This is a genomic window from Dokdonella sp. (assembly GCF_035703485.1).
Taxonomy (GTDB): Bacteria; Pseudomonadota; Gammaproteobacteria; order Xanthomonadales; family Rhodanobacteraceae; genus Dokdonella.
Window position 1 is genome coordinate 1 of the sequence record NZ_DASSYD010000199.1, and the last position, 25,324, is coordinate 25,324.

The following is a 25,324-nucleotide window of genomic DNA, read 5'->3' on the forward strand; positions in this document are numbered from 1 at the left end:
GCGCATGACACCACGAGTCTGGTCCTTGGCGGCATCGATGGCCTGTACTGGTATGACGGAACCCTGGTTGCGATCGAAAACGGCATGTGGCCACAACGCGTCATCCGTCTGACCCTTGGCAAGGATGGCAAGAGCATCACCAAGATGATGCCGCTCGATGTCGCCAATCCGGCATTCGATGTTCCAACCACGGGCACGATTGCCGGTGACGGCCTCTACTACATCGCCAACAGCCAGAAGGGCTTGTATGGAAAGTATGGTGATCTCAAGGATGACGCTGCGCTGCAGCCGGTCAGGATCTTCAGAAGCAACCTGCGATTCGCCTGGGACAAGAACGGTATCAATGCGGGAGGCATGCAGCCGGTGCAGCAGGCCACCCCGGAAGAGGGTCGAAGAATGATCCAGGAAGGGCCGCGCGGCATGAACGAGCCCGCACCTGCAGTCAGCGAGAAGAAGAGCGACTGATCAGCGAAAAACACCCGGCTTGACCGGGTGTTTTTTTGTGTCGCCGGCTGTCCGGGCAAAACCGCCGCTCAGCCTTGCGCTGCGATCTGACGCAAGGCGTTTGCGAAGACTTCTGGCGGCTGCCCACCCGAGATCAGGTGTTTGCCATTGATGATCACCGCAGGAACCGACTGGATGCCGTTGCTGGTGTAGTGCTGCTCTTGTTCATGGACTTCCTGGGCAAATTCATCAGACTCGAGAATCTGCTCGGCACGTTGGCGATCAAGACCTGACTCGCTGGCGATGCGGGCCAGCTCGGCATGCGATGAGACATCGACTCCATCGGTGAAATAAGCGCGCAGCAAGGCGTGCTTGAGCGCAAGTTCGTTTGCGCTGCCCTCAAGCGCAGCCCAATGCAGCAGACGATGGGCATCGAACGTGTTGTAGATGCGATCACGCGCATTGAAGGTGAAACCGAGTGCCTCGCCACGCGCACGAATCGCTTCGCGGTTGGCGGCCAGCTGTTCGGCCGTCGAGCCGTATTTCCTGGCCAGGTGTTCGCCGGTGTCCTCACCTTCGGCAGGCATCTGCGGGTTCAACTCGAATGGCTGAAAGTGCAGATCGACCCTGATTTCGTCGCCGAGCTGATCGATCGCCCGCTCAAGTGACTTGAGGCCGATCGCGCACCAGGGGCAGGAGACATCGGAAACGAAATCGATACGAAGATTTGCGGTCATGGACGGTGCTCCGGGTCAGCGGGGGATGACTGAAGCAGATTGCGGCTAGCTGGCGGAGTATCAAGCTTGAGAGTCATCGGGCGACCGGAGCGTTCGATTGTCGGATGCTGAGAATAGCCATTCGCGATTCGTGCCCGTCAGCAGGTCCTGCCATGCCGACACAGGGCTACCGCGGCCACCACACCACCGTCGTCCCTGCACTGGCAGGGACCCAGTGCCCCTGGTTTGGAACCATTGGAGGTCAGTGCGCTGCCAGTGCAGCGGTTGCTGGAGTCAGCCGTTGACGGAAATGCGATCGCCACGCCATTGAGTGGCCACAAGCGCGAGCACCAGATGGGTTGGCAGCAGCAGCAGAATCCAGGCCAAATTGGCTTGCGGGAACGCCGAAAGGATCTTGCTGAATAGCCCGAACGCAGCGAGCAGGGCGATGATCGCGGCGATTGCTCGGGCGAATGCCGAAACCTTGCTGGGCAAGCGCCAGGATCGCCACCACGTCGGCAGCATAAGCAGGCACAGCGGGCTGAAGATCAGCAGGTTCTCATTGCGCCATGCGGACAGGTGCTCGGTGAAGCTCCAGAGCCCGAGCAGGATCAGGCCGATCAAGCCGCAGCTGAGCGAGATCAATACGGCGAGTACGGAAAAGCTGCGTCGGGCGAGGGCGGACTCGCGGCACGAGGACAGGTACAGCATCAATGCGCCGAGGCCGAGACCGAGGCCGAGGAATGGCCAGCGCAGATCGGGCGGCAATGCCGGCGGTGCAGGCAGACGGGCCTTGGCCAGTACGGTCTCTGACTCGACCAGGGGCAGCAGCGCGCCACTGGCATCCTCGACCTTCATCTCGCGCAGGTGGGCCATGAATTCCATCGGCACGAAACTGTCCTTCCAGTAGGAAAGGCGCTGGTCGGCGAACGGACCGAGCCCGATGTCGATCACCGCCATCAGCATCGGGCTGGGCGAGGTCAAGGCATCGGCCAGCATGCGGTAGGTGTAGCCGCGTGATGGTGAGGTCATATGCATTTTCAGCGAGCCGCCAAGCACCTCGTTGAGCGCATCGCGAATACGTGTCGAGCAGTTCGAAGTGAAGTAGTCGTATCGGTAGTGGCGGTTTTCAGGAAGAAGGTTGGTATCGAGATAGGTTTTCAGCGCGCGCGCCTGCTCGGGCGAGAGGCGAAGATTCTGCCGGGTAACCGAACGCCCCTCACTGGCGTACCAGTTGATTTCGTCCGCGGGGTCCTCAACGGCAATCTGGTAGAACATCCGCCCGCGCAGGAAATTGAGGAAGAAATCTTCCTCGTCGAAATCGAACATGCCGTAGTTGTAGCTGTTCGTCTCGCCACTGGCCGGGTCGTGGATGACGATGGCGTTGTGGCCGAAACGCTGCCAGTAGATCTCGCCGGGGCCGAAGGTCAGCAGGCTGACTTCGAGGGCAGGCGAAGTCGTCGATTCACTGACTTCGGACTGGGCGAGCGCAGGCCAGGCTGCGGCAACGAACGCAAGGCACAAGCCAAGGAAAACGAGGCGTATCACGCCTCCTGGATCCGCACGACCAGTTGCTGCAGGCGTCGGCTGTCACCCTTGGAGACCCGAAACAGGAAGCCATCCAGCTGGATTTCCTCGCCGGGCTGGGGCAAATGACCGAATTCCGCGGTGATCATGGCCCCGATGGTGTCGTAGTCCTCGACCGAAAAGCGTGATTCGAAGCGATCATTGAAACTTTCGATAGGGGTCAGGGCATTGACCAGAAAACGGCCATCAAGCTGCGGCAGGATCAGATTCGGGGTTTCTTCCTCGTCATGCTCATCATCGATATCGCCGACGATCTGCTCAAGCACGTCCTCGATCGTGACCAGGCCGGCGACGCCACCGTATTCATCGACGACAACGGCCATGTGATGGTGGGCAAGGCGGAATTCCTTGAGCAGGATATTCAGGCGCTTGGCTTCCGGGATCAGTGCCACCGGGCGCAACAAGGTGCGAATGTCGTCTCCGCCATTTTCGGCGAAGCACCGCAGCATGTCCTTGGCCAGCAGGATGCCGACGATCTCGTCACGATCTGTTCCGTGGACCGGAAAGCGGGAGTGGCCGGACTCGATAACGATCTCCAGTACGCTGCTCAACGAGGCGTCGGCGGCGATTGAGACCATTTCGGAGCGTGGAACCATGATGTCGCCGACGGTAAGATCGGTGACCTTGATCGCTCCTTCGATCATTGTCAGGGTGTGATTCGAGAGCAGGCCGTTGGCTTGGGCGAGGCGAAGCTCGTCGATCAGCTCTTCGCGGCTGCTGACTTCGCCGGAGAGTGCGTGGGTAAGGCGTCCAAACCATGAACGGTGTGAATTGCTACTGGGGGGATCCTCGCTCATCTTCCACAAACGCATGCCCGATCGGGCGGAACGGCGAAGTGTAGCAAAGATGTGCTTGAATCCATCTACCTGACCTGGTCGTGTTGCCTTGAATTGACCGGGGAGACTTGATCAGCGTTGCCTAAGCCGCTATCATCGCGCGCCCCTCTTGAGCCCGGCTCCTTGCCAGGTTTGGATCGAGGGCTGATCCCAGAATAACTACATAGGCAAATCAACAATGTACGCAGTCGTACTCATATCCGGTAAGCAGTACCGGGTGACCCAGGGCGAGACCCTGCGCGTCGAAAAGCTCGCCGGCGATGTCGACAGCACGGTCGATTTCGACCAGGTGCTGATGGTCGGTTCCGGCGAAGGTGTCAGCATCGGTGCCCCGCTTGTCGCGGGCGCTGCAGTCGGCGCCAGGATCAAGTCGCACGGTCGTGCAGACAAGATCCGCATCATCAAATTCCGTCGCCGCAAGCATCACATGAAGCAGCAGGGGCATCGGCAGCATTACACTGAAATCGAGATCACCGGAATCACCGGTGCATCCGACAAGAAGAAAGCGACCAAGGAGTAAGTCATGGCACATAAGAAAGCAGGCGGCTCAACCCGCAACGGTCGCGACTCGAATCCGAAGTTTCTCGGTGTGAAGATGTCCGGCGGCCAGGCATGCAATGCCGGCAACATCATCATCCGCCAGCGCGGTACCAAGTACCGTCCCGGTACCGGCGTCGGCCTCGGTCGCGACCACACGATCTTCGCGATCGTCGATGGCGTCGTCGAGTTCAAGACCAAGGGCATCAACAAGCGCAAGCACGTCAGCGTGGTACCGGCTGCTACGGTCAACTGACATCGTTTCGCCCTTGTTATGACAGAGCCCCGCCCTGCGCGGGGCTTTTCATTGGTGCCAGCTCGTCGCATTACCGCTTGTCGGATTCCCGTAGGAAGCGGCTTCAGCCGCGATGCTCTTGCTCCTGATGTTCAAAACAGAAAAGCATCACGGCTAAAGCCGTTTGCTACGGGACAGCGAGCGATTGCTGTACGCTTTTCCGAATCCCGTCATCCCCAATCCCGAATCCCGAGCTTTTATGCAATTCGTCGACGAAGCCACCATCAAGGTCCATGCCGGTAACGGCGGCAATGGTTGCGTCAGCTTCCGGCGCGAGAAATTCATTCCCTTCGGCGGCCCGGATGGCGGTGACGGTGCCGATGGCGGCAGCATCTGGCTGGTCGCCGACGAAGGCTTGAACACGCTGGTCGATTTTCGTCACATGCGCAGCTTCAAGGCCGTGCGCGGCGAGAACGGCATGGGTCGCCAGATGGCCGGCAAAAGCGGTGAGGACACCTTCATCCGTGTTCCTGTCGGCACCGTGGTTTCGAACGTCGAAACTGACGAGCAGATCGGCGATCTGACCGAGCATGGCCAGCGCCTGCTGGTTGCCCAGGGTGGCAGGGGCGGGCAGGGCAATATCCATTTCAAGAGCTCGACCAATCGCGCGCCACGCAAGGCCACACAAGGCTCGCCAGGCGAAGAGCGTGAGTTGCGCATGGAGCTCAAGGTGCTCGCCGATGTCGGCATGCTCGGCTTTCCGAATGCCGGCAAGTCGACCTTCATCCGGGCTGTATCGGCGGCAACACCCAAGGTCGCCGACTATCCGTTCACAACCCTGCAGCCGCATCTCGGCGTGGTTCGCATCGAGACTGACAAGAGCTTCGTGATTGCCGATATCCCCGGCCTGATCGAGGGTGCGGCCGATGGTGCCGGCCTCGGTGTGCAATTCCTCAAGCATGTGGCGCGTACGCGGTTGTTGCTGCACATGGTCGATATTGCCCCGCTCGACGGGGAAACCGACCCGGTCGAGCAGATTCGCATTATCGAGATGGAGCTCAAGGGCTTCGACCCCGAGTTGCTCAAGCGCGAACGCTGGCTGGTTTTCAACAAGCTCGATCTGATTCCGGTCGAGGATCGCGAGAAAACCGCCAAGGCGATCGTCAAAAAGCTCAAGTGGAAGCAGCCCTGGTATCTGGTTTCCGCAATCAGTCGCGACAATACCTGGCCGATTGCGCTGGATATCCAGCGCTTCTTCGACGAGCAGCGCCGTGATGCCGCCGAGGCGGCCATCGCAGCAGGCCAGGGCTAAGCCATGCGAGCCAGTGCCTGGCTTGCCGGATTGGGTCAGCGTTGCCTCCAGGCAACAAAAAAGCCGGCTTGCGCCGGCTTTTTGCGTCAAGCAGTGGCGATGGGATCAACCCAGCGCGCGGATGCTCGCGTTCAGGCGGCTCTTGTGACGAGCGGCCTTGTTCTTGTGGATCAGGCCACGTGCGGCGTAGCGATCGACGAGCGGAGCAGCGGCCTTGAATGCCGATTCGGCCTCGGCCTTGTCCTTCGCGTCAATCGCCTTGACCACTTTCTTGAGGGCGGTGCGGACCATGGAACGGGCACTGACGTTGCGCTGGCGAGCCTTTTCAGACTGACGGGCGCGCTTCTTCGCGGACTTGATGTTTGCCAAGGTAAAACTCCAAAAGCGGGGGGCGGAAAAAGGGGCGGGATTATGCCGGTAACAGCGCAAAGAGTCAATTGGAGCTGCCAATGAAGGCGCCGAGTCTATTGCGCTCGCTGTTGACCATGAGTGGTGGAACGTTTGTATCACGCATCCTCGGTCTGGTGCGTGAGATGGCGATTGCCTGGGCTTTTGGAGCCTCGGCGGCTACCGACGCATTCTGGGTCGCATTCCGGATTCCCAATTTCATGCGCCGACTTTTCGCCGAAGGCTCGTTTTCGGTGGCCTTTGTGCCGGTTCTGACCGAGGTCAAGGAAACCCGGTCGCATGCTGAACTGAGGGAGTTGGTTTCGCGCACCATCGGCACCCTTGGCACCATTCTCCTTGTTGTTGTCGCCCTCGGAATACTCGGCGCCGGCTGGGTCACGCGCGGCTTTGCGCCCGGATCGATCGATGAACCGGCCAAGTTCGCTCTGACCACGGATCTGCTGCGGCTCACGTTTCCGTTTCTGCTATTCGTCTCGTTGACCGCGTTGGCTGGAGGAATCCTCAACAGTTTCAACAAGTTCGCGCTGCCAGCGTTGACCCCGGTGATCCTCAACATCTGCATGATCGCCGGTGCATTGTGGCTGTCACCGCTTCTCGAAGTGCCGATCATGGCGATGGGCTGGGCCATCCTCGCTGCGGGAATCCTGCAGTTGCTGATTCAGTTTCCGACCTTGCGCAAACTCGATCTGCTGACTCTGCCGCGCTGGGGCTGGAAGCACGCAGGGGTGCAGAAGATCCTGCGTCTGATGGTGCCGACCCTGTTCGGGTCGTCGGTCGCCCAGGTCAACCTGTTGCTCGACACGCTGATTGCCTCATTCCTGATCACCGGCTCGCAGACCTGGCTTGCACAGAGCGACCGTCTGCTCGAGTTTCCACTGGGAATCTTTGGAATTGCCCTGGGTACGGTGATCCTGCCGACCTTGTCACGGCATCACGTCTCGACCGACCGCGAAGGATTCTCGAATGCGCTCGACTGGGGCCTGCGCATGACCTTGCTGATTGCCGTGCCCGCCATGATTGCCCTGGTCCTGCTGGCGCGGCCGATCCTGTTTACCTTGTTCCAGCACGGTGAATTCACCCCGCACGATGTCGACATGGCATCGATGTCGCTGTCGGCGCTTGCCCTCGGCCTGCCTGCCTTCGCCCTGGTCAAGATTCTCGCCCCGGCGTTCTATGCGCGGCAGAACACCAAAACACCGGTTCGTGCCGGCATCATCGCGATGGTTGCGAGCATGCTGCTCAACGTGATTTTCATTGGCGCCTTGCTGGCGTTCTGGCAGACGCCGGATTCTGCGCAAATCGGCTGGTTTGATCGCCTGTCTTCGGTGCCTGGGCTGCATATGGGTCTGGCTCTGGCCAGTGCTTGCGCGAGCTACGTCAATCTTGCCCTGCTCTGGCGTGCGCTCAAGCGGGATGGGGTCTATCAGGCGCGGCCGGGCTGGTTCAGGCATTCCGCACGCCTCGGCATTGCCTGTGCCGTGATGACGGCTGTTTTATGGCTGGGTCTGGAGCACTGGGCGGATTGGGCGGCAGTGTCAGCCGCTTCGCGGGTGGCGCGCCTCGCGGCGTTGGTAGTTACCGGCGGCGGCAGTTTCGTCGCCGTGATGTTTGCTTGCGGATTCCGTCTGCGTGATCTGCGCGGGCAGTAAGGCCGCTCGCGCAAGCTTTCATGCCGTTGATGTTGATCCGGCGCCTTGTGGCGGTGAACGGGCTGGCGACAAGCCTCGTCGGTAAACGGGCTCCCTTGGTGGATTTCATGCTCGAAACCAATCGTTGCAACGAACGCCATTCCAGGCCCGCCAGCCGTTATACTTCGCCGATGTTCCGGCTTTTTCGCGATAGCCTTGGTGCCTGTCTGGCGCCGCGAGGCAGTGTTGTCTGTATCGGTGCTTTCGATGGCGTGCATTGTGGCCATCGGGCGCTGTTGCAGCGCGTGCGCGAACGAGCGGATGCGCTCGGTGTCGAGGCGGTTGCGATCAGCTTCGAGCCGATTCCACGCGAGTTTTTTGCGCGCTCGACACCGGTGCCAAGACTCGACGATGTGCGCGGCAAGATTCGCCAGATTCGTGCGACAAAGATGGATCTTCTGCTCCTGTTGCGCTTCAACGCCGAACTGGCGGCAATGCCCGCCGAAGCATTTGTCGAGCAGATTCTGCTCAACCGGCTCGAAGTGCAGGAAGTCTGGGTTGGCGAGGATTTTCGTTTCGGCCATGCGCGCAGCGGCAATGTGGATCTGTTGCGCACGATGGGCGCAGTGCATGGATTTCGCGCAGAAGTATTTTCCGAGTTCACTCTTGGCAGCCAGCGCGTTCGCAGCAGCGCCATTCGTGAGTTGCTCGCTGAAGGTGACTTCGTTTCGGCCAGGCATTTGCTTGGGCGGCCATTCAAGATCGGTGGCCATGTTGTCTACGGCCAGCAACTGGGTCGCAAGCTCGGCTACCCGACAGCCAACATCCGCCTTGGATGCCGCACTTCGCCGATCAGTGGAATCTTCGCCGTGCGCGTTCATGGCGTAGCCGAGCACTCGCTGCCGGCCGTCGCCAGTCTGGGTATCCGACCGACGGTCAATGGTGTCGAACCCCTGCTCGAAGCGCATCTGTTCGATTTCGATGGCGATCTTTACGGCCGCCGCATCGACGTCGAATTCGTCGCCAAATTGCGTGACGAGGAAAAATTCAGCACGCTTGAAGCCATGGTCGAGCAGATCGACCTGGATGCAGCCGAAGCACGCGCGTTGCTGGCGACACCTCAATCAGATTTCCCACCCGATGCGGCCAACAAAGACGGTCGTGTCCGATCCAGCGGAGTTTTCGCGTGAGCAAGGATTACAAGAACACCATCAACCTGCCGAAGACCGATTTCGCGATGAAGGCGAATCTCGCCACGCGCGAGCCGGGCATCCTTGCCGATTGGTACGCGAACAACCGCTACGAGGAAATCCAGAAGCGCACCGCATCACGCGAGCATGCATTCATCCTGCACGACGGCCCGCCGTATGCGAACGGCGTGATTCACATTGGTCACGCGGTCAACAAGGTGCTCAAGGATATTGTCGTCAAGTCGAAATTGCTGGCCGGCTTCCGCTCGCCGTATGTGCCGGGTTGGGATTGCCACGGTCTGCCAATCGAGATTGCCGTCGAGAAGAAATTCGGCAAGGTTGGACAGAAGCTCGACGCAACGGAGTTTCGCCAGAAATGCCGTGAATACGCCGCCGAGCAGATCGATCTGCAGCGCGCGGATTTCAAACGCCTCGGCGTGCTTGGTGACTGGGATCATCCGTACAAGACCATGGACTCGAAGTTCGAGGCCGACATGCTGCGTGCGTTGGCGAAAATTTATGCCAACGGCCACATCACGCGCGGTTTCAAGCCCGTGCACTGGTGCTTCGATTGTGGTTCGGCATTGGCCGAGGCAGAGATTGAATATGCCGACAAGGTTTCACCTGCGGTTGATGTCGCCTACGACGCGATCAACCCGAAGGCATTGGCGGCGAAGTTCGGCGTCGAGGTCGATGACGAGACCATCGTCGCCGTACCGATCTGGACGACCACACCGTGGACGCTGCCGGCCAGCCTGGCCATCTCGCTGGGTGCCGAGCTCGATTACAGCCTGATCGTGGGGCCGCAACGCGGTGGAAAGCAGGTATGGCTCGTTGTCGCCACTCTCCTGGCTGACAAGGTGGCCAATCGATACGGGTCGGCGGACGAGAACGGCGCGGCAAATGCGGCTTCGAAATCAATCCGTGGTGCCGAACTAGAGGGGATGGTGCTCCAGCATCCGTTCTACGCGCGCGAAATTCCACTCTTGCTCGGCGATCACGTCACCGCCGAAGACGGTACGGGCGCCGTGCATACCGCGCCCGGACACGGTGCCGAGGATTTCACTGTCTCCAGGCACTATGGCCTGATCGAAAAATACAGCGCCGCCGAACTCAACCCGATCGGCGCCAACGGCGTCTATCTGCCGGGTACGCCGATTGTCGAAGGCCAGTTCATCTGGAAGGCCAACGATTCGATCACCGAACTGGTGCGCGAGAACGGTCATTTGCTTGCGCATTCAAAGCTCGAGCACAGCTATCCGCATTGCTGGCGACACAAGACCCCGGTCGCATTCCGGGCTACGCCGCAGTGGTTCATGAGCATGGAAAAGGAAGGCTTGCGCGCGACCGCGTTGAAGTCGATCAAGGATGTGCGCTGGATCCCGTCCTGGGGTGAAGAGCGCATCACCGGCATGATTGCCGGCCGTCCGGATTGGTGCATTTCGCGCCAGCGCACCTGGGGCGTGCCAATCGCCCTGTTCGTCGACAAGACCACACAATTGCCGCATCCGCGCAGTGAAGCGCTGTTCGAGGAAATCGCAAAGCGGGTCGAGCAGGATGGCATCGATGCCTGGGCCGAGCTCGATGCGAAAGAGCTGCTCGGCGACGAAGCTGGTCAATACGAAAAAGTCAGCGACGTGCTCGATGTCTGGTTCGATTCCGGCGTCACCCATTTCACCGTGCTCGATCAGCGTGACGCGCTGGCGCGCAAACCGGGTGACAAGGTGTTGTACCTGGAAGGTTCTGATCAGCATCGCGGCTGGTTTCATTCCTCGCTGCTGACCTCCTCGGCGATGCACGGCCACGCACCCTACGATGAAGTGCTGACCCACGGTTTCGCGGTTGACCAGAACGGCCGCAAGATGTCGAAGTCGCTGGGCAATGTGGTCGCGCCGCAGAAGGTCGTCGATTCGCTCGGTGCCGACGTGCTGCGCTTGTGGGTTGCCTCGACCGACTACCGCAACGAGATGACCGTTTCCGACGAAATCCTCAAGCGCGTCGCCGATGCCTATCGACGCATCCGCAACACCGCACGCTTCCTGATCGGCAATCTCGACGGTTTCGATCCGGGCAAGCATTTGCTGCCCGTCGATCAATGCCTGCTGCTCGACCAATGGGCGGTGCAGCAAGCGCATGATGTGCAGACCGCCGTCATCGCCGCCTATGATCGCTACGACTTCCCCGAGATCGTCCAGCGCGTGCAGAATTTCTGCACCAATGAAATGGGATCCTTGTATCTCGACATCACCAAGGATCGCCTGTACACGATGCCGACCGACAGCATCGGTCGTCGCAGTGCGCAAAGTGCAATGTTCCGCATCCTTGAAGCCCTGGTGCGCTGGCTCGCGCCGATCACCAGTTTCACCGCTGAGGAAATCTGGCCGCTGTTGCCAGGCAAGCGCAGCGAATCGGTGTTGTTCGAGACCTGGTACGACGGCCTCGCCGCCAGCCAGGCAGCTCCCGAGCAACGCAAATTCTGGAACGAGCTGCTGGAAATCCGCGAAACGACATCGAAGGTTCTCGAAGGCATGCGTGCCGCCGGAGCGATTGGCGCGTCCTTGCAGGCGGAAGTGACCCTGTATCTCGATGCGGCGACGCGCAAACGTCATGCCGACATGGCCGACGAACTGCGCTTCTTCTTCATCACCTCGGAGTTGAAGATCGCCGACATCGCCGACAAGCCAGCCGACGCAGTCCACGTCGAAGGCATTGAAGCCTGGGTCGTGGCCAAGCCGAGCACGGCAGCGAAGTGCGTACGCTGCTGGCATTACCGGGCCGACGTCGGCAGCCACGCCGATGATCCAGAGTTGTGCGGTCGATGCGCAGGCAATATCGAAGGGCAGGGCGAAACCCGACGCTGGTTCTAAAGCGACCCTCCGAAATCTGCAGGAGCGCCTTCAGGCGTCCCGAAAATGGACTTCCTTCGGTCGCGTTGCTTTCCGCCAAGATGCACAAACCGCGCCCGCAAACGCGTGTCTACAAATGCGCGAAAACCTGCGCTTCAATTTCGTGGGTCAATTGCGGCCAAACCCATGCCGCCGTGTACCATGCACGGCCCTATTCAATCTTGACCTACCGGCAATGCCAAATCGTCCCAACGCGTTGAGCTGGCTGACTCTTTCCGTCGCCATCATCGTCGCCGACCAGATCACCAAATTACTCGTGCTCGATCATTTTCAACTGCATGAAACCCTGCCGTTGATCGATGGCTGGCTCAATCTGACCCTGGCCTTCAACGAGGGTGCGGCGTTCAGCTTCCTTTCCGATGCGGGTGGCTGGCAACGCTGGTTCTTCACGGTACTCGCGATTGTCGTCACGATCGTCCTGATCGTCTGGCTGAAGCGTACCGAGCGCGGCGATTGGCGTACGGCGTTGCCGCTGGCACTGGTCGTGGGTGGTGCAATTGGCAATGTCATCGATCGCATGCGTCTCGGCCACGTGGTCGACTTCATTGACGTCCACTACGGCAGTTGGGCCTGGCCGGCATTCAATGTTGCCGATTCGGCGATCAGCGTTGGCGCGGTTTTGCTGCTTGCGTTCGGATTGTTCGGCAAGAAAGTGGAAGCTGCGCGATAATGACCGACATGCAAGTCCTTCTCGCCAATCCCCGTGGTTTCTGTGCCGGAGTCGATCGCGCCATCGAAATTGTCGAACGCGCGCTGGAAACCTTTGGCGCGCCGATCTATGTCCGTCACGAAGTGGTGCACAACCGCTTCGTGGTTGACTCCTTGCGCAATCGCGGTGCCGTCTTCGTCGACGAGCTTGATGAAGTGCCCGATGACGCGACGGTGATCTTCAGTGCGCACGGTGTTTCCCGGGAGGTGCGCAACGAAGCGGACCGGCGTGGACTCAACGTGTTCGATGCGACCTGTCCGCTGGTCACCAAGGTGCATATTGAAGTTGCTCGTCACGGCAAGGCCGGGCGTGATGTCGTACTCATAGGCCACGCCGGTCATCCCGAAGTCGAAGGCACCATGGGCCAGTGGAAAGCCATCAACAAGGGCGCCATCCATCTGGTCGAGACACCCGAATGCGTGGCCAAACTGAAACCTTCTGATCCCGAAAAGCTGGCGTATGTCAGTCAGACCACGCTATCGGTCGACGACACCCGCGAGGTCATTGAGACCCTGCGCAAGCGGTTCCCGAAGATCATCGGGCCGCTCCACGATGATATTTGCTACGCCACGCAAAATCGCCAGGATGCGGTGCGCGAGCTCGGCCAGCAGTGCGACATTGTTCTTGTCGTTGGCTCGCCGAACAGCTCCAACTCCAATCGCCTGCGCGAACTCGCCGAGAAGCAGGGCGTACCCGCCTACCTGATCGATGGTGCCGACGATATCCAGCGCGAATGGCTGCAAAACGGCAACCGGGTCGGCCTGACCGCCGGTGCCTCGGCCCCGGAAGGCCTCGTCCTCGATGTCATCGACCGGCTCAAGGCCTGGGGTGCCGGAGAAGTCCGCGAACTCGAAGGCAAGCGCGAAAACATGACATTTGCGCTGCCGAAAGAGCTGCGTATCAAGGTGGTTGGCTGACGCCAACGGTCTAGCCCGGATTCGGCTGGGCTGCAACGGTCCATATTTCCGCCGGATTTGACCCGTAGCACCACCATGGGCCTGCAAACCGTCGAAAATCTGACCTTGTCCAACCAAATTCTCGCCTCAACCGGCAAAGTCCGACTGGCCGCCAGGCAGGCCCGATGAGTTGCACCAGCGAGCACTCCGGATCCAGTCAGCGCCGTTTATCCGCCAAATGCTACCTCGTGCGTGCACTGCGCTTGCTCTGGCAGGTGCCGCCGGATACGTTCATCGTCATAAGTCCGTTGCAGGACAAGGGGGTTCCATGTCATCCAGGTTTAACCGCATCGATTCGATTGACCGCACCTCGCGCAAAGGCTTCGGCCTTATCGAATTGATGGTTACCGTTGCCATCCTGGCGATTCTGGCCATGATCGCCGGGCCCAGCTTCAATACGGTTATCCGCGGCAATCGCGCCAGCACGCAGACCAACGATTTTCTAAGCGCGATCAAGTACGCGCGCAACGAGTCGATTACGCGTACTCGCGGCGTCACCATCTGCGCTGCCGATACCACGGCCAGCCCTGTACCGACAAAGTGTGGAGGGTCGAACGACTGGAGCAAGGGCTGGATGGTCTTCATTGATGATTCGCTTGGCGCCACGACGCCTGACCCTATCGCGGATGCGAACGTGCTGAGGACTTGGGTCGGCAACGCCAACAACAGCTTGTTGCCCAATGCCGCGCAAACCTTCATTCGCTTCAATCCGCGAGGCGAGGCGAGGGCTGATTCAGCCGGGGCAGTAACGTTTACGCTCAAACCCAAGACCAGTTGCTCAGGCGAACAGCAACGCACGATTGTTGTCACCGAGCTGGGTACCTCCAGTTCAAAACAGGTTGCCTGCTCATGAATCCAGGAAAGTCATACATGCGATCAGGTATCAGCATGCGCGGTTTTACTCTGCTAGAGGTGCTCATTGCCCTGCTGGTTCTGAGTTTCGGCTTGCTCGGCCTCGCTGCATTGCAGGCGTATGCCGTCAAGGCGAACCAGAGTGCCAATTTTCGCAGCCAGGCCACTTCGTTGGCCAATATGATGCTCGACAATATCCGCGCCAATCGGGTCAATCTGGGCGATTACTATTCGGATGACTACGACGATACTGCGTGCACTTCGACTCCGCCGACCTCGTCGCCGGCAGCCTTTGAGCTGGCAGAGTGGCAACGGACGATCCGATGCCAATTGCCCAATGGGCGCGGTGCTGTGGCTCCGATCAGTGCCAATGAAGTCGCCGTATGTATCCGTTGGGCTGATTCTCGCTGGGACAGCGACTCGGGAGACTCCACAGGCAAGTGCACCGTTGATGCAAGCACGTTCAAAGCAGGTCTCGCTGATAACGGTCCCGGTGCAGGTACTGACGGTCAGGTCAGCGTTTTTGTCGTTTCGAGCCGGATGTAGGCGATACCCATGACGAATAAATCCCCCGAACACTCCTTGAATCGCCTTCGATCTGGTCAGGCTGGCGTATCGCTAATCGAGTTGATGATCGGCATCGTAATTGCCGCTCTCCTTGTGCTTGGACTGGTGCAGATTTTCGGCGCTTCAGCGACCACCTCGCAAATGACGGAAGGGCTTTCGCGCGTTCAGGAAAATGGTCGTTTTGCCACCCAGTTTCTGCAACGTCAATTGCGTATGGTTGGTTTCATGGGCTGCGGCGCGGATACCAGTCGCTTCATCCAGGATAGTTTCGTCAACCATTTGGCGAATTTCGATGCCACCGTACCCGGGGGTGACAAGTATCGATTCAATCGGCCGATCGAGGCGTATACCGTCGGCACCGGGACCGCTCCTGCCGAGCTTTCTTCCATCACCGGCATTGTTGATGGCACCGACGTCCTTATCCTCCGCGTATTCAGCGAGGAAAGCGTCCCCGTATTAAGTATCTCGAAAGCGACCAACCAGCTGACTCTCGTGGTAGGTGAGCCGGATGCGCCGTTCCTGCCTGAGGTTAACAAGACCGTCCTGCTGGGTCTGCAGAACTGTCGATCGGCTGATGTCTTTGCAGGCATCCTGAACGGAACGAGCGCAGGTTCGGCGATTGTCGCTGAAGGTCTGACTTCACCCAATGTGTACGCGGATCCATCGGTAGACAATTGCGGTAGCGCTCCGTGTCCTTGGGACTTTCGGATTTCCAATGCATTTCTCAATGCCAAACCGCTGGTCGGTGATCCGAGTCTGAACGCAGAAATTCACCGTGCCGAGTATTACGCTTTGTTCGTCAAACCTAATGCGGCCGGCATCAATTCATTGTTTCTGATGCGCTTCAAGCGCGGAGACGTCGAACTGGCCGCGCCTGAAGAGTTCGTCGAGGGTATCGAGAACATGCAGCTTCGCTTCGGCTATGACACTTCAGTAGTCGCCGATGGTGCCATCGACGAATATCGCACTGCAGAAGATGTCACCAACGGAGCCACCGGCGCGGCTCTCGATGCCAATTGGCGTCGGGTGCTCAGTGTTCGCGTCGGCATGTTGATCCGCAGCCCCGGACGCGCCGGAGTCGCAGACCGCACTTACAAGGTGCTCGGCACGGATGTCACGCCTACAGACAACAATGGAGCAATCCGTGAGGTATATGAGACCACCATTGCCTTGCGTAACCGTCTGTACAATTCCTGAGAACGCCATGAAGCCATTTTCCCAACCCCGATTCCAGCGAAATCACGGTGCAATCCTGTTTGTTGCCCTGATCATGCTGTTACTGCTGACCTTGCTTGGCCTCACCGCGATGCAGGTGACGATGCTGCAAGAGCGCATGTCCGGAAACTTTCGTGTCCAGCAAGTCGCGTTCGAGCGCGCCGAGGGCAAGATGGCCGAGGGCCGGGATCAGGTCAGCGATCCGCTTTACGCTTATGACTATATTTCACCGAATCCGGTTGGATTGTCGGCGGCAAACGGAAACCCTTGGGATTCCTGGTTGACCACCTATCCGCCGGCAGTCCATTTCGAAAAAAATGTTCGCGCCTGCGGGGGAGCCTGCCCCGAGCAGCGCGGCAGCATTGTCGGTGATGACCCGAACAAGAAGCCTCGCTTTTACGTGATTTCCGGCCAGGAAAAAGATCCTGGCAGCCCTGTCAGCAGTGCGTCTTGGGCCACTGTACAAACCATTTACGTCTATTGATCCGTTGCCTGGACGGGAGAACCTCAATGAAACTGCTTAATACCAAACTCGCCGCGATATGCGCCGCGCTGTGCGCTGCGGCGGGAATCGCGCAACCAACCGATGCTTGGGCGCAAGCGGCTTCTGGCGGCGTCGATGTCGCCCAGCAACCCTTGTTCACGGCCAGTGGTCAGGCGCCCTTGAACATGCTCGTCATGGGCAAGGATCACAAGATCTACTATGAAGCTTACAACGACGCTTCGGATCTGGATGGCGATGGCGCGCTTGATATCGGCTACAAGCCCGCCACGATCGATTATTACGGCTATTTCAACTCTGACGTTTGCTACACGTGGGATGGATACAAGTTTGTTCCCAGTTCCGCTGCCAGCGGCAAGCAATGTTCGGGCAAATGGAGTGGTGATTTCCTCAACTACCTGACCACATCGCGCCTCGATGCCTTGCGTCGGGTGCTGTATGGCGGCTGGCGTCAGGTCGACTCGACCACCGAAACCATCCTGCAAGGCGCGTTCCTGCCGCAGGATGGACATAGCTGGGGCAAGGAATACCAGAGTGTCGCGCGCGATGGTTATGACATCAGCAACTACGCGCCGCTTTCCGCGCCCGAAGCCGGCAGATATATCCTGTTCGCGGTAACGACGACGACCGGCATCAATAACTCGTTTGCCTTCCCGGCTTACCAGGCACCGATGCTGCGGGTGTTGAAGAACACCGACAAGCGCGTCTGGAACTGGCTGTCGATTGAAGGCCCGGTGGCGGGCAACAAATGCTTCACTTCTGGCAATTCACGAGTCGATTGCGTAACCAGTGGCGGCTCCTCGTGGGAGATCGTTCCTTCGGACATGTATCAGAACCTCTCCGTCACGACATGGAAGCGGACGTCAGGCAGTGGCAGCCCCGCTGACAAAAACGGCATGGATTCGCTGTTCACGGGCAACGCGGTGAACGGCAATCTTTGTGGCAGCGGGGTGGTCAGTGTGATCGACCGTGCTTCGGGAAATCCGTTCAGTGGTAGCAACGGTTGCACGAATGACAATTTTCTCACGAAGCTCGAAGGCAAGATCATCATTCCTGTTGCTGGCACCTACAAGTTCGGCATCGACGGTGATGATGCGGTCGATCTGTTCATTGATGGCATCCATCGAGTGGGTTGGTACGGTGGTCACGCTGGCGACCGCAGTAATGGCGGCCTCGAGAGTCACTCTGCTTCGTTTTTGCTTACCGCAGGCGCGCATGACATCGTTTTCAGGCACCAGGAAGCGGGGGGCGGCGAAACCTGGGGCCTTTTTCTGCAAAAGACGACGGGTGCCGCCACGCGCGACGACTACCTGGTTCGCGTGCAATCCTGCCCGGCCAGTGACGCAAGCTTGCGCGAGACGACCTGCAAGGCCTATCCGAATGGCCAGTTCAAGCCGACCGGCATCCTGCACGATTACGGTGAAACCTCACGCATGTACTTCGGCCTGATCACCGGCTCGCAGTTCAACAATCTCGAAGGCGGCGTCCTGCGTCGCAACATGTCCAATTTTGGCGCCGAGATCGATCCGGATACCGGCATTTTCCGCAGCAACGTGAACGGCATCGTCAATACGATCAGCGGTTTCCGCATGATCGGCGGCAACTATGGCAACAGCACGACAGACAATCTCAACAGCGATTCCAACTGGAACTGGGCCAATGGCAATGGCCATTGTCCGTCGGTCGGTAATCGAGCCATCGACAACGGCGAATGCCGCATGTGGGGCAATCCGTTGGGTGAAATGGTCTACGAGAGCATGCGCTATTTTGCCGGCGCCGCTGCGCCGACCACGCGATTCAGCACCGGCGACCCCTCGGGGCAGGGAGCCAATGAAGAAACCGCAATGAAGCTGAACAAGGAAACCTGGAAGGATCCTTACGCGGCAGCTCCCACCGGTGGTGGCTTCCTTTCCTGCTCGCGCCCCTTCCAGACCTTGATCAGTGACATCAATCCCAGCTATGACGGCGACGTACCGGGCAGCCCGTTCACAGGAGCGGTCACGACGACGAACGATACACCGACCTCGATTTCAAGTTTCAGTCTGCAAACCGAAGGTCAGGCCATGTGGAATGCCGAATTCGGCGCGGGCTCGAAATCGGTGTTCATCGGCGATGTCAACAACGTGACCGATGGTGCGCCGACGGCGAAGACGGCATCGAGTTTCGGCAATATCCGCGGCCTTGCTCCGGAAGAGCCGACCAAGGGCGGCTCGTATTCGGCAGCGGCAGTGGCGCGCTTTGCCCGGGCAACCGATCTCAATACCGTGACCGGCCAGCAGAACCTCAGCACCTATTCGATCGCCCTGGCCTCGCCGCTGCCACGCATCGATTTTCCGATCGGCGACGGCAAGATCACCTTGCTGCCGTTTGCCAAGACCGCCAGCGGCACCTTTGGTGACGGCACGCGCAAGCCGACCAATACGATCGTCGATTTCTATGTCGAGAAGATCGCCAACCTGCCCGGACAGCCGTCCGACGCAACGATCAACGAAGGCCGCGCCTATGCCGCGTTCCGTATCAACTACGAGGACGTCGAGCAAGGCAATGACCATGACATGGACGCGATCGTTCGCTACCTGGTATCCGCCAATGCGGATGGTACGGTCACCGTAACATTGAACTCGGAATATGCGGCTGGTGGTGCGGATCAGAATATGGGTTATGTCATGTCTGGTACTACGCAGGATGGTGTCTATCTTGACGTTCGTGACACGGACTCCGGTACAGGTAGTTTTTTGCCGTACGCGTTGAATACGCCGAATCCGTTGCTACCGGGCGCCTGTGGCATCACGACACCGCCAACGCCCTGTAACTCACGCTTGCCTTTGACATCGACACGCATCTTCACACCTTCAGCCGCTGGCGCGGCCGGCGGTGCTATTTTCCTCAACGATCCGCTCTGGTATGCCGCCAAGTACGGTGCACCCAAGCCTGCTGAAGTTGATGTTGATAATGATGGAGTGCCAGATAATTACTTCCTGGTCACCAATCCGGCCAACTTGCGCGCGCAGCTCGACAAGGCGTTCGCCGACATCCTTAACAACGCGCAGCCGACAGCGAGTGTGGCGACGAGCACACCGCGCTATGTCCCGGGCGCCACGTTGGCGTACGAAGCTTCGTACAAATCCGACGACTGGTCCGGTGACATCCAGGCCTTCCGTCTGAGCTCTGATGCAACGTATGACAGCGGCGGTTCGGCACAATGGAGTGCCAGCGCGAAGATGCCTGCTGCCAGCGCACGCAATGTTTTCACGGCAAGGCCGGTTGCCGGTGGCTTCACCGGAACGCCGTTCACGACGGCAGGCCTCAATGCCGCCATGCAAGCCACATTGATGGATACCTTGCCGTCCGAATACACCGTTGACGAGTTTGTCGCCTACATCAAGGGTGACCAGAGCAACGAGCAGGGTGTTACTGGCTGCACGGTTCCGACGGATTGTCCGTATCGCAAACGCGGCTCCAAGGTGGGCGACATTCTCAATTCATCGCCTGCAGTCATCGGCGTAACCAGCTTTGGCTATGCCAGCATTCTCTCAACGGTGGATCCGACTGCGGCAGGCAGCTATACGGCCTATGTGGATGCGAAAAAGACCATCTTTGGCAGCAACTCGGAGAATCCTATCGTTTTCGTTGGTGCCAACGATGGCATGTTGCATGCCTTTGATGGCCGCGATGGAGTGGGTGGTGGCGTGGAACAGTTCGCCTATATTCCGAATGCCGTGATTGGTAACCTCAACAAGCTGGCCCGGCCAGGATATGTCCACCACTACTTCGTTGACGGTACGCCGACGGTGACCGATGCGTATCTCGGAGGCTGGAAGACTGTCCTTGCCGGATCAACTGGCGCCGGCGCGCGCGCCGTCTACGCGCTTGATGTCAGCAATCCACGCAGCTTTGGCCAATCGGACGTGATGTGGGAATTCAACAGCTCGCTCGATGGCGACATGGGTCAGTTCGTTGGTCGCCCCTATATCGGCGTTACCGAGGGCAACCAATGGGTAGCAGTATTCGGCAATGGTCTGAACAGCGATCGTCAGCGCGGTGTTCTCTTTATCGTTGATCTTGCGACCGGTGCGCTGATCCAGAAGATCGACACCGGTGTGGGCTGCCCGACGGGTGCTTCTGGTTGCACTGAGGGTCCGAATGGTCTGGCTACTGCGGTTCTAGTCGACAACAGCGGCAACGGTGCCGCGGACACGATCTACGCAGGTGACTATCAAGGCAATATGTGGCGCTTTGAGCTGAGCGGAGGAAGCTGGTCGCTGGGCAACAGCGGGGATCCGATCTTCAAGGCACTGGATCCGACCGGCAAACCCCAATCGATCACCAGTGGCTCCTACACAGTGGCAAATCCGCTCGGCGGCACCATGGTGATCTTTGGCACCGGCCGCTATTTGAACCCGGATGATGCTGATGAAACCCGCCTTGGCCAGGGATCACGCCCGACTCTGGATACCATTTACGGAATCTGGGATAGCCGAAGCTACGATGACGTCAACAACTCGTGGACATCGTTCTTCCCGATCGCGACGCGCGCCAGTGGCACCTACGCGGATCTCGAAAAGCAGGAGATCACGAGTTATACGCCACTCGGGGCAGGAGGCATCAATGGATACCGCACGGCCACGCGAAATCCGGTCGACTTCAAGGAGACAGCAGGTGGAACGGGCAAGTTGGGTTGGTACCTCGACCTGAAGTGCACGGGAGACGATTGCACAGGCGCTTCCGCAACGTCGATTGATGGCGAGCGCGTCACTGCAACCCCGCAAGGCATCCTCAGCAATGTCATCTTCAATACCTTCCGTCCTGAAGGTGACACCTGTGAACCCGGAAGCCTGAACGCGACGATGGTTCTCGATGCCTTGACCGGTGCAGCGGACTACATCCCGATCGCGCCTGGAGCTGGATGGGGAACGGGAATGGCGCCGCCGACCGGAAAGCCGCTGGCCGGCACCGATACGGTTCGCGGACCGCCACCAGGTGAGCCGCCCATCGTGATCATTCATCCGCCGAATCCGCCGGTGCCGTGTCTGCCGGGTAGCCCGGGCTGCGTAGCTCCGCCTACGCCGTGTACTCCGGGAACTCCAGGCTGCGAACCCCCGGTAACCGGTTGCAGCTGGCGCTCGCCGAACTCGGCAGGACGTCCGCCAGGCAAGGCAATTCCGTGCGGTCGCATCTCGTGGAAGCAGATCCGCTGATCGATTGACATACCAAATAGAGGGACACAGGGATGTGTCCATCGCCGATATTCAAGTGACCTGTGGATTATTGGTATTCTGGCTGCAGCAAGGTCCGGGTCAGCCATTCAAGAGGATAAGACGTTGAAAAAGCTCAGGGGATTTACACTGATCGAACTGATGATCGTCGTCGCAGTTGTCGCGATCCTCGCTGCGATAGCCTTGCCATCCTACGATCAATATATTCGCAAGACGCGGCGCGCACAGGCCAAGACGGATTTGCTGGAAATTTCGCTGGCTCTGGAGCGCGCGTACACACTCAATCGCACCTATGTGGGTTTTCCGCAAACCTTCAATCAATCGCCACGAACCGGCACCAAGTATTACGACATCACCTACCCCACGCTTTCCGCAACAGCCTTCACAATCACGGCTACGCCAGTTGCTCCTCAGACGGGCGATACACAATGCAATGTTCTTAGCCTGAACCAGCGCGGCGTCAAGACTGCAAGTGGTACGCTTGGAGTAGAAGGCTGCTGGTAGCATTTGCACCCTTGAGACCAGGTCGGCGCAGTTTGCAGCCAAGCTGCCTTGTCGAATGCATCCCTGACGTCTATACTCCGCACCCCTTCTGCGCCGGAATAGCTCAGTTGGTAGAGCGCGTCATTCGTAATGATGAGGTCGTAGGTTCGATTCCTATTTCCGGCACCATCCCGCATCCGGGAGTCTGCAGCTTTGCACCATCGGTGCAGCTGGGAGATGAAGGCGGGAAGCGGCCGCAAACTGCGGCAAGCCAACCGGCAGTGGGCGATTAACTCAGCGGTAGAGTGCCACCTTCACACGGTGGAAGTCAGTGGTTCGATCCCACTATCGCCCACCATTCCGTTTCCGCGAAATCGCAGCAGCCCCTACAAGGGCGGGCTTCATGGTGGGACCGAATACGATCGGCTGCATCTTGCGATCCAGGCAAATGCTCGCTCGTAAACGAGCTCCTACGGGTTTTTCGTGTCGCCGTGGATAGCGTCGAGGGTGTGCCCTCGTTCGCGATTAACCCAACGCTGAATAGACCTCCGGCAAGGAAGATGCATGCTGGGTCTACTGCGCAATCAAGAACCATTGCTGATAAAGGCCTGTCAGCTCATTTCCAAACACAAACCATGCCCAACCAGCGGCCGCGATGAACGGTCCGAATGGTATCGGGGTGCTTTTATCCTTGCTCTGGGCCGCAAGCGCGATCCCGCCGACGATGGCGCCAATCAGCGAAGACAGCAGGATGATCGGTAGCAAAGCCATTGCGCCCATCCAGGCACCCAGCGCCGCAAGCAATTTGAAATCGCCGTAGCCCATGCCTTCCTTGCCGGTCATCAGCTTGAACAGCCAGAACACCGACCACAAGCTCAGCCAACCAATGGCCGCACCGATGATCGAGGTCGACGGGTCGACAAAGATCGGCACCAGCGACAGCACCAGTCCAAGCCAAAGCAAGGGCAGGGTCAATTGATCCGGCAACAATTGCGTGCGTGCGTCGATACCAGATGCAGCGATCAGTATCCAGGTGAAGACCAGACCGGCCAGCAATTGCAGGCCGAAGCCGAACTTCCAAGCGATGATCGCGCAGGCCACGCCACTGATCAGCTCAATCAACGGGTATTGCCAGGAAATGGCCGTCTTGCAGTAGCGACAGCGCCCGCGCAGGAAGAGAAAGCTCAGCAGTGGAATATTGTCAAGTGGCGACAAGCCATGCTTGCAGTGCGGGCAATGCGAACTCTTGAAAACCAGATCGGGCGGTACTTCCTCTGCGTCGGGCTCGGTCTGACCCAGAAATTCACGGGCCTGCGACATCCAGTCGAATTCAAGGCGGCGCGGCAGACGCAAGATCACGACATTGAGAAAGCTGCCAACCAGCAAGCCCAGTACCGCCACCACTGGAATCAACGCAGCCGGGTGTTCAAGCCAAGACCAGTCCATCAACACAATTCCCCTGGCGAAGCCGAGCCGGTCATGAACAAGTCGACAAGCAAGGCGACGGAAATATCGTAGTAGCCCCGTCAGGGGCGAGAGCTTGGTGGATACGGATGAAAGCTACGCCCCTGAAGGCGCTCCTACGGCTGAATTCGAGTGGAGTTTGCAGGAGTCCGCTAACGGGCGAGTTCTTTCATGTCCAGCCAGATGACCTCGCGCCTGCAGGCGCTCCTACGAAATGTCGTGGTTCGTCTGTATGCTTGCCGCCTCTGCGAAGGTGGCAAGCGTCACGACAAGAAGTCGATCAACCAACAACCGAACCAAGCTTGAAGATTGGCAGGTACATACCCACCACCATGCCGCCGACGATAATGCCGATGATGATCATGATGAAGGGTTCCAACAAGCTGGACAACGCATCCACGGCATTGTTGACTTCCTGCTCGTAAAACTCGGCGATCTTGAACAGCATCGTATCGAGCGCACCGGATTCCTCACCAATTGCTACCATTTGCACGACCATGTTCGGAAACAGGCCTGTCTGACGGATGGCCAACTGGAGTTGGTGGCCGACGGCCACATCTTCGCGAATGCGCTTGACGGCATCGTTATAGACCACGCTACCGGTAGCACCAGCGACCGAATCCAGCGCTTCAACCAGCGGGACGCCCGCCTTGAAGGTAACGCCCAAAGTGCGCGAAAAACGCGCCATGGCGGATTGGCGAAGAACCTGTCCAATTACCGGAAGCCTGAGCATGCTGCGGCCAACAAAGTGCTGAAACTTGGTTGATCGTTTGTAGATGACCCTCAATACCACGACCGCACCAATCACCCACGCCAACACCAGCCACCAGTAGGAAACCATGAACTTCGACATGCCGACGAGCATTTGCGTGAAGGCAGGCAGATCGGCACCGAAGTTCGAGAAAACTGTTTCGAACTGCGGAATCACGAAGATCAACAGGATGCACGAAACCAGCACCGCGACAGAAAGGACCATGGCCGGGTAGAACATGGCTTTCTTGATCTTGCCTTTGATCGCTTCGATGTTTTCCTGATAGTTCGCGATGGTGTCCAGAATGGTGTCGAGAACACCTGCAGATTCGCCCGCCTTGACCAGGTTTTGGTAAAGCTCATCGAACTGGACCGGATATTTGCCTAGCGCCTCGTTGAGGGCAGCACCACCTTCGATCTCGGTCTTGATATCAACCAGCATATCCTTGACGCGTGGATTGGTCTGGCCACCAGCGACAATCTCAAATCCCTGCACCATCGGCACGCCCGCAGCCATCATCGTGGCAAGCTGGCGACTGAAAATTGAAATGTCGCGTGATTTGATCGTGCTGCCAGCCGATCCGAATATTGGTTTGGGCTTGGCCTTGACGGTCTGCGGATTGATGCCCTGACGGCGAAGCTCGGCCTTGACCAGACTGGCCGTCTTGGTCGTCATCTCGCCTTTCATCTTCTGGCCGCGCTTGTCGAGCCCGACCCAGACGTAGGTATCCATCTTGCTCAGCGAAGCACGCGATTTACCCGCGTTGGTCTTGACGCCGGCTCGGGCAGTTGCGCTCGTGGTTGCCATGGC

General features: G+C 58.8%; 21 protein-coding genes and 2 tRNA genes. 17 read left to right on the top strand and 6 right to left on the bottom strand.

The genetic code is table 11. The annotated features are described in order from the left end of the window. The coding region (locus VFN25_RS15175) for a hypothetical protein (protein WP_325143399.1) at positions 1-465 on the top strand (465 nt) is incomplete at its 5' end. A 68-nt stretch (positions 466-533) separates the two neighbouring features. On the opposite strand, the gene VFN25_RS15180 is transcribed toward VFN25_RS15175, so the two are convergent. The 3 genes from VFN25_RS15180 to VFN25_RS15190 form a co-directional block, all read right to left on the bottom strand. After that, a complete protein-coding gene (locus tag VFN25_RS15180) occupies positions 534-1,181 on the bottom strand; it encodes a DsbA family oxidoreductase (protein WP_325143401.1) in 648 nt (215 codons plus the stop codon). A gap of 273 nt (positions 1,182-1,454) precedes the next feature. Next, a complete protein-coding gene (locus VFN25_RS15185; RefSeq protein ID WP_325143403.1) occupies positions 1,455-2,708 on the bottom strand; it encodes a DUF4105 domain-containing protein in 1,254 nt (417 codons plus the stop codon). After that, positions 2,705-3,544, bottom strand: coding sequence for an HlyC/CorC family transporter (locus VFN25_RS15190; protein WP_325143405.1), 840 nt, complete (start codon positions 3,542-3,544; stop codon positions 2,705-2,707). The genes VFN25_RS15185 and VFN25_RS15190 overlap by 4 nt, the downstream gene beginning before the upstream one ends. Before the next feature lie 217 nt (positions 3,545-3,761). On the opposite strand from VFN25_RS15190, the gene rplU reads away from it, so the two are divergent. The 3 genes from rplU to cgtA all read left to right on the top strand — a co-directional run bounded on the left by rplU (position 3,762) and on the right by cgtA (position 5,667). Further along, complete coding sequence (rplU, locus tag VFN25_RS15195) at positions 3,762-4,103, top strand: 50S ribosomal protein L21 (protein ID WP_325143406.1); 342 nt, start codon at positions 3,762-3,764, stop codon at positions 4,101-4,103. 3 nt (positions 4,104-4,106) lie between these two features. Continuing rightward, on the top strand, positions 4,107-4,376 hold the full coding sequence (gene rpmA, locus VFN25_RS15200) for a 50S ribosomal protein L27 (protein WP_325143409.1): 270 nt from the start codon (positions 4,107-4,109) through the stop codon (positions 4,374-4,376). Positions 4,377-4,614: 238 nt separating this feature from the next. Then, entirely contained in the window at positions 4,615-5,667 is a 1,053-nt protein-coding gene (cgtA, locus tag VFN25_RS15205) for an Obg family GTPase CgtA (RefSeq protein ID WP_325143410.1), read from the top strand. 105 nt (positions 5,668-5,772) lie between these two features. On the opposite strand, the gene rpsT is transcribed toward cgtA, so the two are convergent. Beyond that, the gene (rpsT, locus tag VFN25_RS15210; protein ID WP_325143412.1) at positions 5,773-6,036 is read right to left on the bottom strand and encodes a 30S ribosomal protein S20; all 264 of its coding nucleotides are present in this window, start codon (positions 6,034-6,036) and stop codon (positions 5,773-5,775) included. Positions 6,037-6,116: 80 nt separating this feature from the next. Between rpsT and murJ the strand changes: the two genes are divergently transcribed. The 13 genes from murJ (at position 6,117) to VFN25_RS15275 (ending at position 22,657) form a co-directional block, all read left to right on the top strand. Next, positions 6,117-7,724 (top strand): murein biosynthesis integral membrane protein MurJ, encoded by a 1,608-nt coding sequence (gene murJ / locus VFN25_RS15215; RefSeq protein WP_325143414.1) that lies wholly within the window; start codon positions 6,117-6,119, stop codon positions 7,722-7,724. A 170-nt stretch (positions 7,725-7,894) separates the two neighbouring features. Beyond that, complete coding sequence (locus tag VFN25_RS15220) at positions 7,895-8,893, top strand: bifunctional riboflavin kinase/FAD synthetase (protein ID WP_414648981.1); 999 nt, start codon at positions 7,895-7,897, stop codon at positions 8,891-8,893. Continuing rightward, entirely contained in the window at positions 8,890-11,760 is a 2,871-nt protein-coding gene (ileS, locus tag VFN25_RS15225) for an isoleucine--tRNA ligase (RefSeq protein ID WP_325143418.1), read from the top strand. The genes VFN25_RS15220 and ileS overlap by 4 nt, the downstream gene beginning before the upstream one ends. A gap of 214 nt (positions 11,761-11,974) precedes the next feature. After that, positions 11,975-12,469, top strand: a complete 495-nt coding sequence (lspA, locus tag VFN25_RS15230) for a signal peptidase II (RefSeq protein WP_325143419.1) — start codon at positions 11,975-11,977, stop codon at positions 12,467-12,469. A gap of 8 nt (positions 12,470-12,477) precedes the next feature. Beyond that, complete coding sequence (gene ispH, locus VFN25_RS15235; RefSeq protein WP_325143456.1) at positions 12,478-13,425, top strand: 4-hydroxy-3-methylbut-2-enyl diphosphate reductase; 948 nt, start codon at positions 12,478-12,480, stop codon at positions 13,423-13,425. Positions 13,426-13,732: 307 nt separating this feature from the next. After that, on the top strand, positions 13,733-14,317 hold the full coding sequence (locus VFN25_RS15240; protein WP_325143420.1) for a GspH/FimT family pseudopilin: 585 nt from the start codon (positions 13,733-13,735) through the stop codon (positions 14,315-14,317). A 17-nt stretch (positions 14,318-14,334) separates the two neighbouring features. Further along, entirely contained in the window at positions 14,335-14,862 is a 528-nt protein-coding gene (gene pilV / locus VFN25_RS15245) for a type IV pilus modification protein PilV (protein ID WP_325143421.1), read from the top strand. A gap of 9 nt (positions 14,863-14,871) precedes the next feature. Next, entirely contained in the window at positions 14,872-16,080 is a 1,209-nt protein-coding gene (locus VFN25_RS15250) for a PilW family protein (protein WP_325143422.1), read from the top strand. 7 nt (positions 16,081-16,087) lie between these two features. Beyond that, positions 16,088-16,582 (top strand): pilus assembly PilX family protein, encoded by a 495-nt coding sequence (locus tag VFN25_RS15255; RefSeq protein ID WP_325143423.1) that lies wholly within the window; start codon positions 16,088-16,090, stop codon positions 16,580-16,582. Between the two features lie 26 nt (positions 16,583-16,608). Next, the gene (locus VFN25_RS15260; RefSeq protein WP_325143425.1) at positions 16,609-21,798 is read left to right on the top strand and encodes a PilC/PilY family type IV pilus protein; all 5,190 of its coding nucleotides are present in this window, start codon (positions 16,609-16,611) and stop codon (positions 21,796-21,798) included. Positions 21,799-21,921: 123 nt separating this feature from the next. Next, positions 21,922-22,320: a type IV pilin protein gene (locus VFN25_RS15265; protein ID WP_325143427.1), complete on the top strand. Its 399-nt coding sequence runs from the start codon at positions 21,922-21,924 to the stop codon at positions 22,318-22,320. Positions 22,321-22,412: 92 nt separating this feature from the next. Further along, positions 22,413-22,488, top strand: a tRNA-Thr gene (locus VFN25_RS15270). 94 nt (positions 22,489-22,582) lie between these two features. After that, positions 22,583-22,657 (top strand) — tRNA-Val (locus tag VFN25_RS15275). A gap of 215 nt (positions 22,658-22,872) precedes the next feature. On the opposite strand, the gene VFN25_RS15280 is transcribed toward VFN25_RS15275, so the two are convergent. Both VFN25_RS15280 and VFN25_RS15285 read right to left on the bottom strand, forming a co-directional pair. Then, positions 22,873-23,745 carry an A24 family peptidase gene (locus VFN25_RS15280; protein ID WP_325143429.1) on the bottom strand — a complete coding sequence of 291 codons (873 nt, stop codon included), beginning with the start codon at positions 23,743-23,745 and terminating at the stop codon, positions 22,873-22,875. A gap of 298 nt (positions 23,746-24,043) precedes the next feature. Next, positions 24,044-25,321, bottom strand: coding sequence for a type II secretion system F family protein (locus VFN25_RS15285; protein ID WP_325143431.1), 1,278 nt, complete (start codon positions 25,319-25,321; stop codon positions 24,044-24,046). Positions 25,322-25,324 lie beyond the last annotated feature (3 nt).

Excerpts from the sequence above, each read along its gene's own strand:
- VFN25_RS15220 (WP_414648981.1), top strand. The coding sequence starts at position 7,895 with ATGTTCCGGCTTTTTCGCGATAGCCTTGGTGCCTGTCTGGCGCCGCGA.
- pilV (WP_325143421.1), top strand. The coding sequence starts at position 14,335 with ATGCGATCAGGTATCAGCATGCGCGGTTTTACTCTGCTAGAGGTGCTC.
- VFN25_RS15240 (WP_325143420.1), top strand. The coding sequence starts at position 13,733 with ATGTCATCCAGGTTTAACCGCATCGATTCGATTGACCGCACCTCGCGC.
- VFN25_RS15285 (WP_325143431.1), bottom strand. The coding sequence starts at position 25,321 with ATGGCAACCACGAGCGCAACTGCCCGAGCCGGCGTCAAGACCAACGCG.
- rplU (WP_325143406.1), top strand. The coding sequence starts at position 3,762 with ATGTACGCAGTCGTACTCATATCCGGTAAGCAGTACCGGGTGACCCAG.
- VFN25_RS15190 (WP_325143405.1), bottom strand. The coding sequence starts at position 3,544 with ATGAGCGAGGATCCCCCCAGTAGCAATTCACACCGTTCATGGTTTGGA.
- rpmA (WP_325143409.1), top strand. The coding sequence starts at position 4,107 with ATGGCACATAAGAAAGCAGGCGGCTCAACCCGCAACGGTCGCGACTCG.
- lspA (WP_325143419.1), top strand. The coding sequence starts at position 11,975 with ATGCCAAATCGTCCCAACGCGTTGAGCTGGCTGACTCTTTCCGTCGCC.
- cgtA (WP_325143410.1), top strand. The coding sequence starts at position 4,615 with ATGCAATTCGTCGACGAAGCCACCATCAAGGTCCATGCCGGTAACGGC.
- ispH (WP_325143456.1), top strand. The coding sequence starts at position 12,478 with ATGCAAGTCCTTCTCGCCAATCCCCGTGGTTTCTGTGCCGGAGTCGAT.
- VFN25_RS15255 (WP_325143423.1), top strand. The coding sequence starts at position 16,088 with ATGAAGCCATTTTCCCAACCCCGATTCCAGCGAAATCACGGTGCAATC.
- VFN25_RS15250 (WP_325143422.1), top strand. The coding sequence starts at position 14,872 with ATGACGAATAAATCCCCCGAACACTCCTTGAATCGCCTTCGATCTGGT.
- murJ (WP_325143414.1), top strand. The coding sequence starts at position 6,117 with ATGAAGGCGCCGAGTCTATTGCGCTCGCTGTTGACCATGAGTGGTGGA.
- VFN25_RS15180 (WP_325143401.1), bottom strand. The coding sequence starts at position 1,181 with ATGACCGCAAATCTTCGTATCGATTTCGTTTCCGATGTCTCCTGCCCC.
- VFN25_RS15260 (WP_325143425.1), top strand. The coding sequence starts at position 16,609 with ATGAAACTGCTTAATACCAAACTCGCCGCGATATGCGCCGCGCTGTGC.
- VFN25_RS15280 (WP_325143429.1), bottom strand. The coding sequence starts at position 23,745 with ATGGACTGGTCTTGGCTTGAACACCCGGCTGCGTTGATTCCAGTGGTG.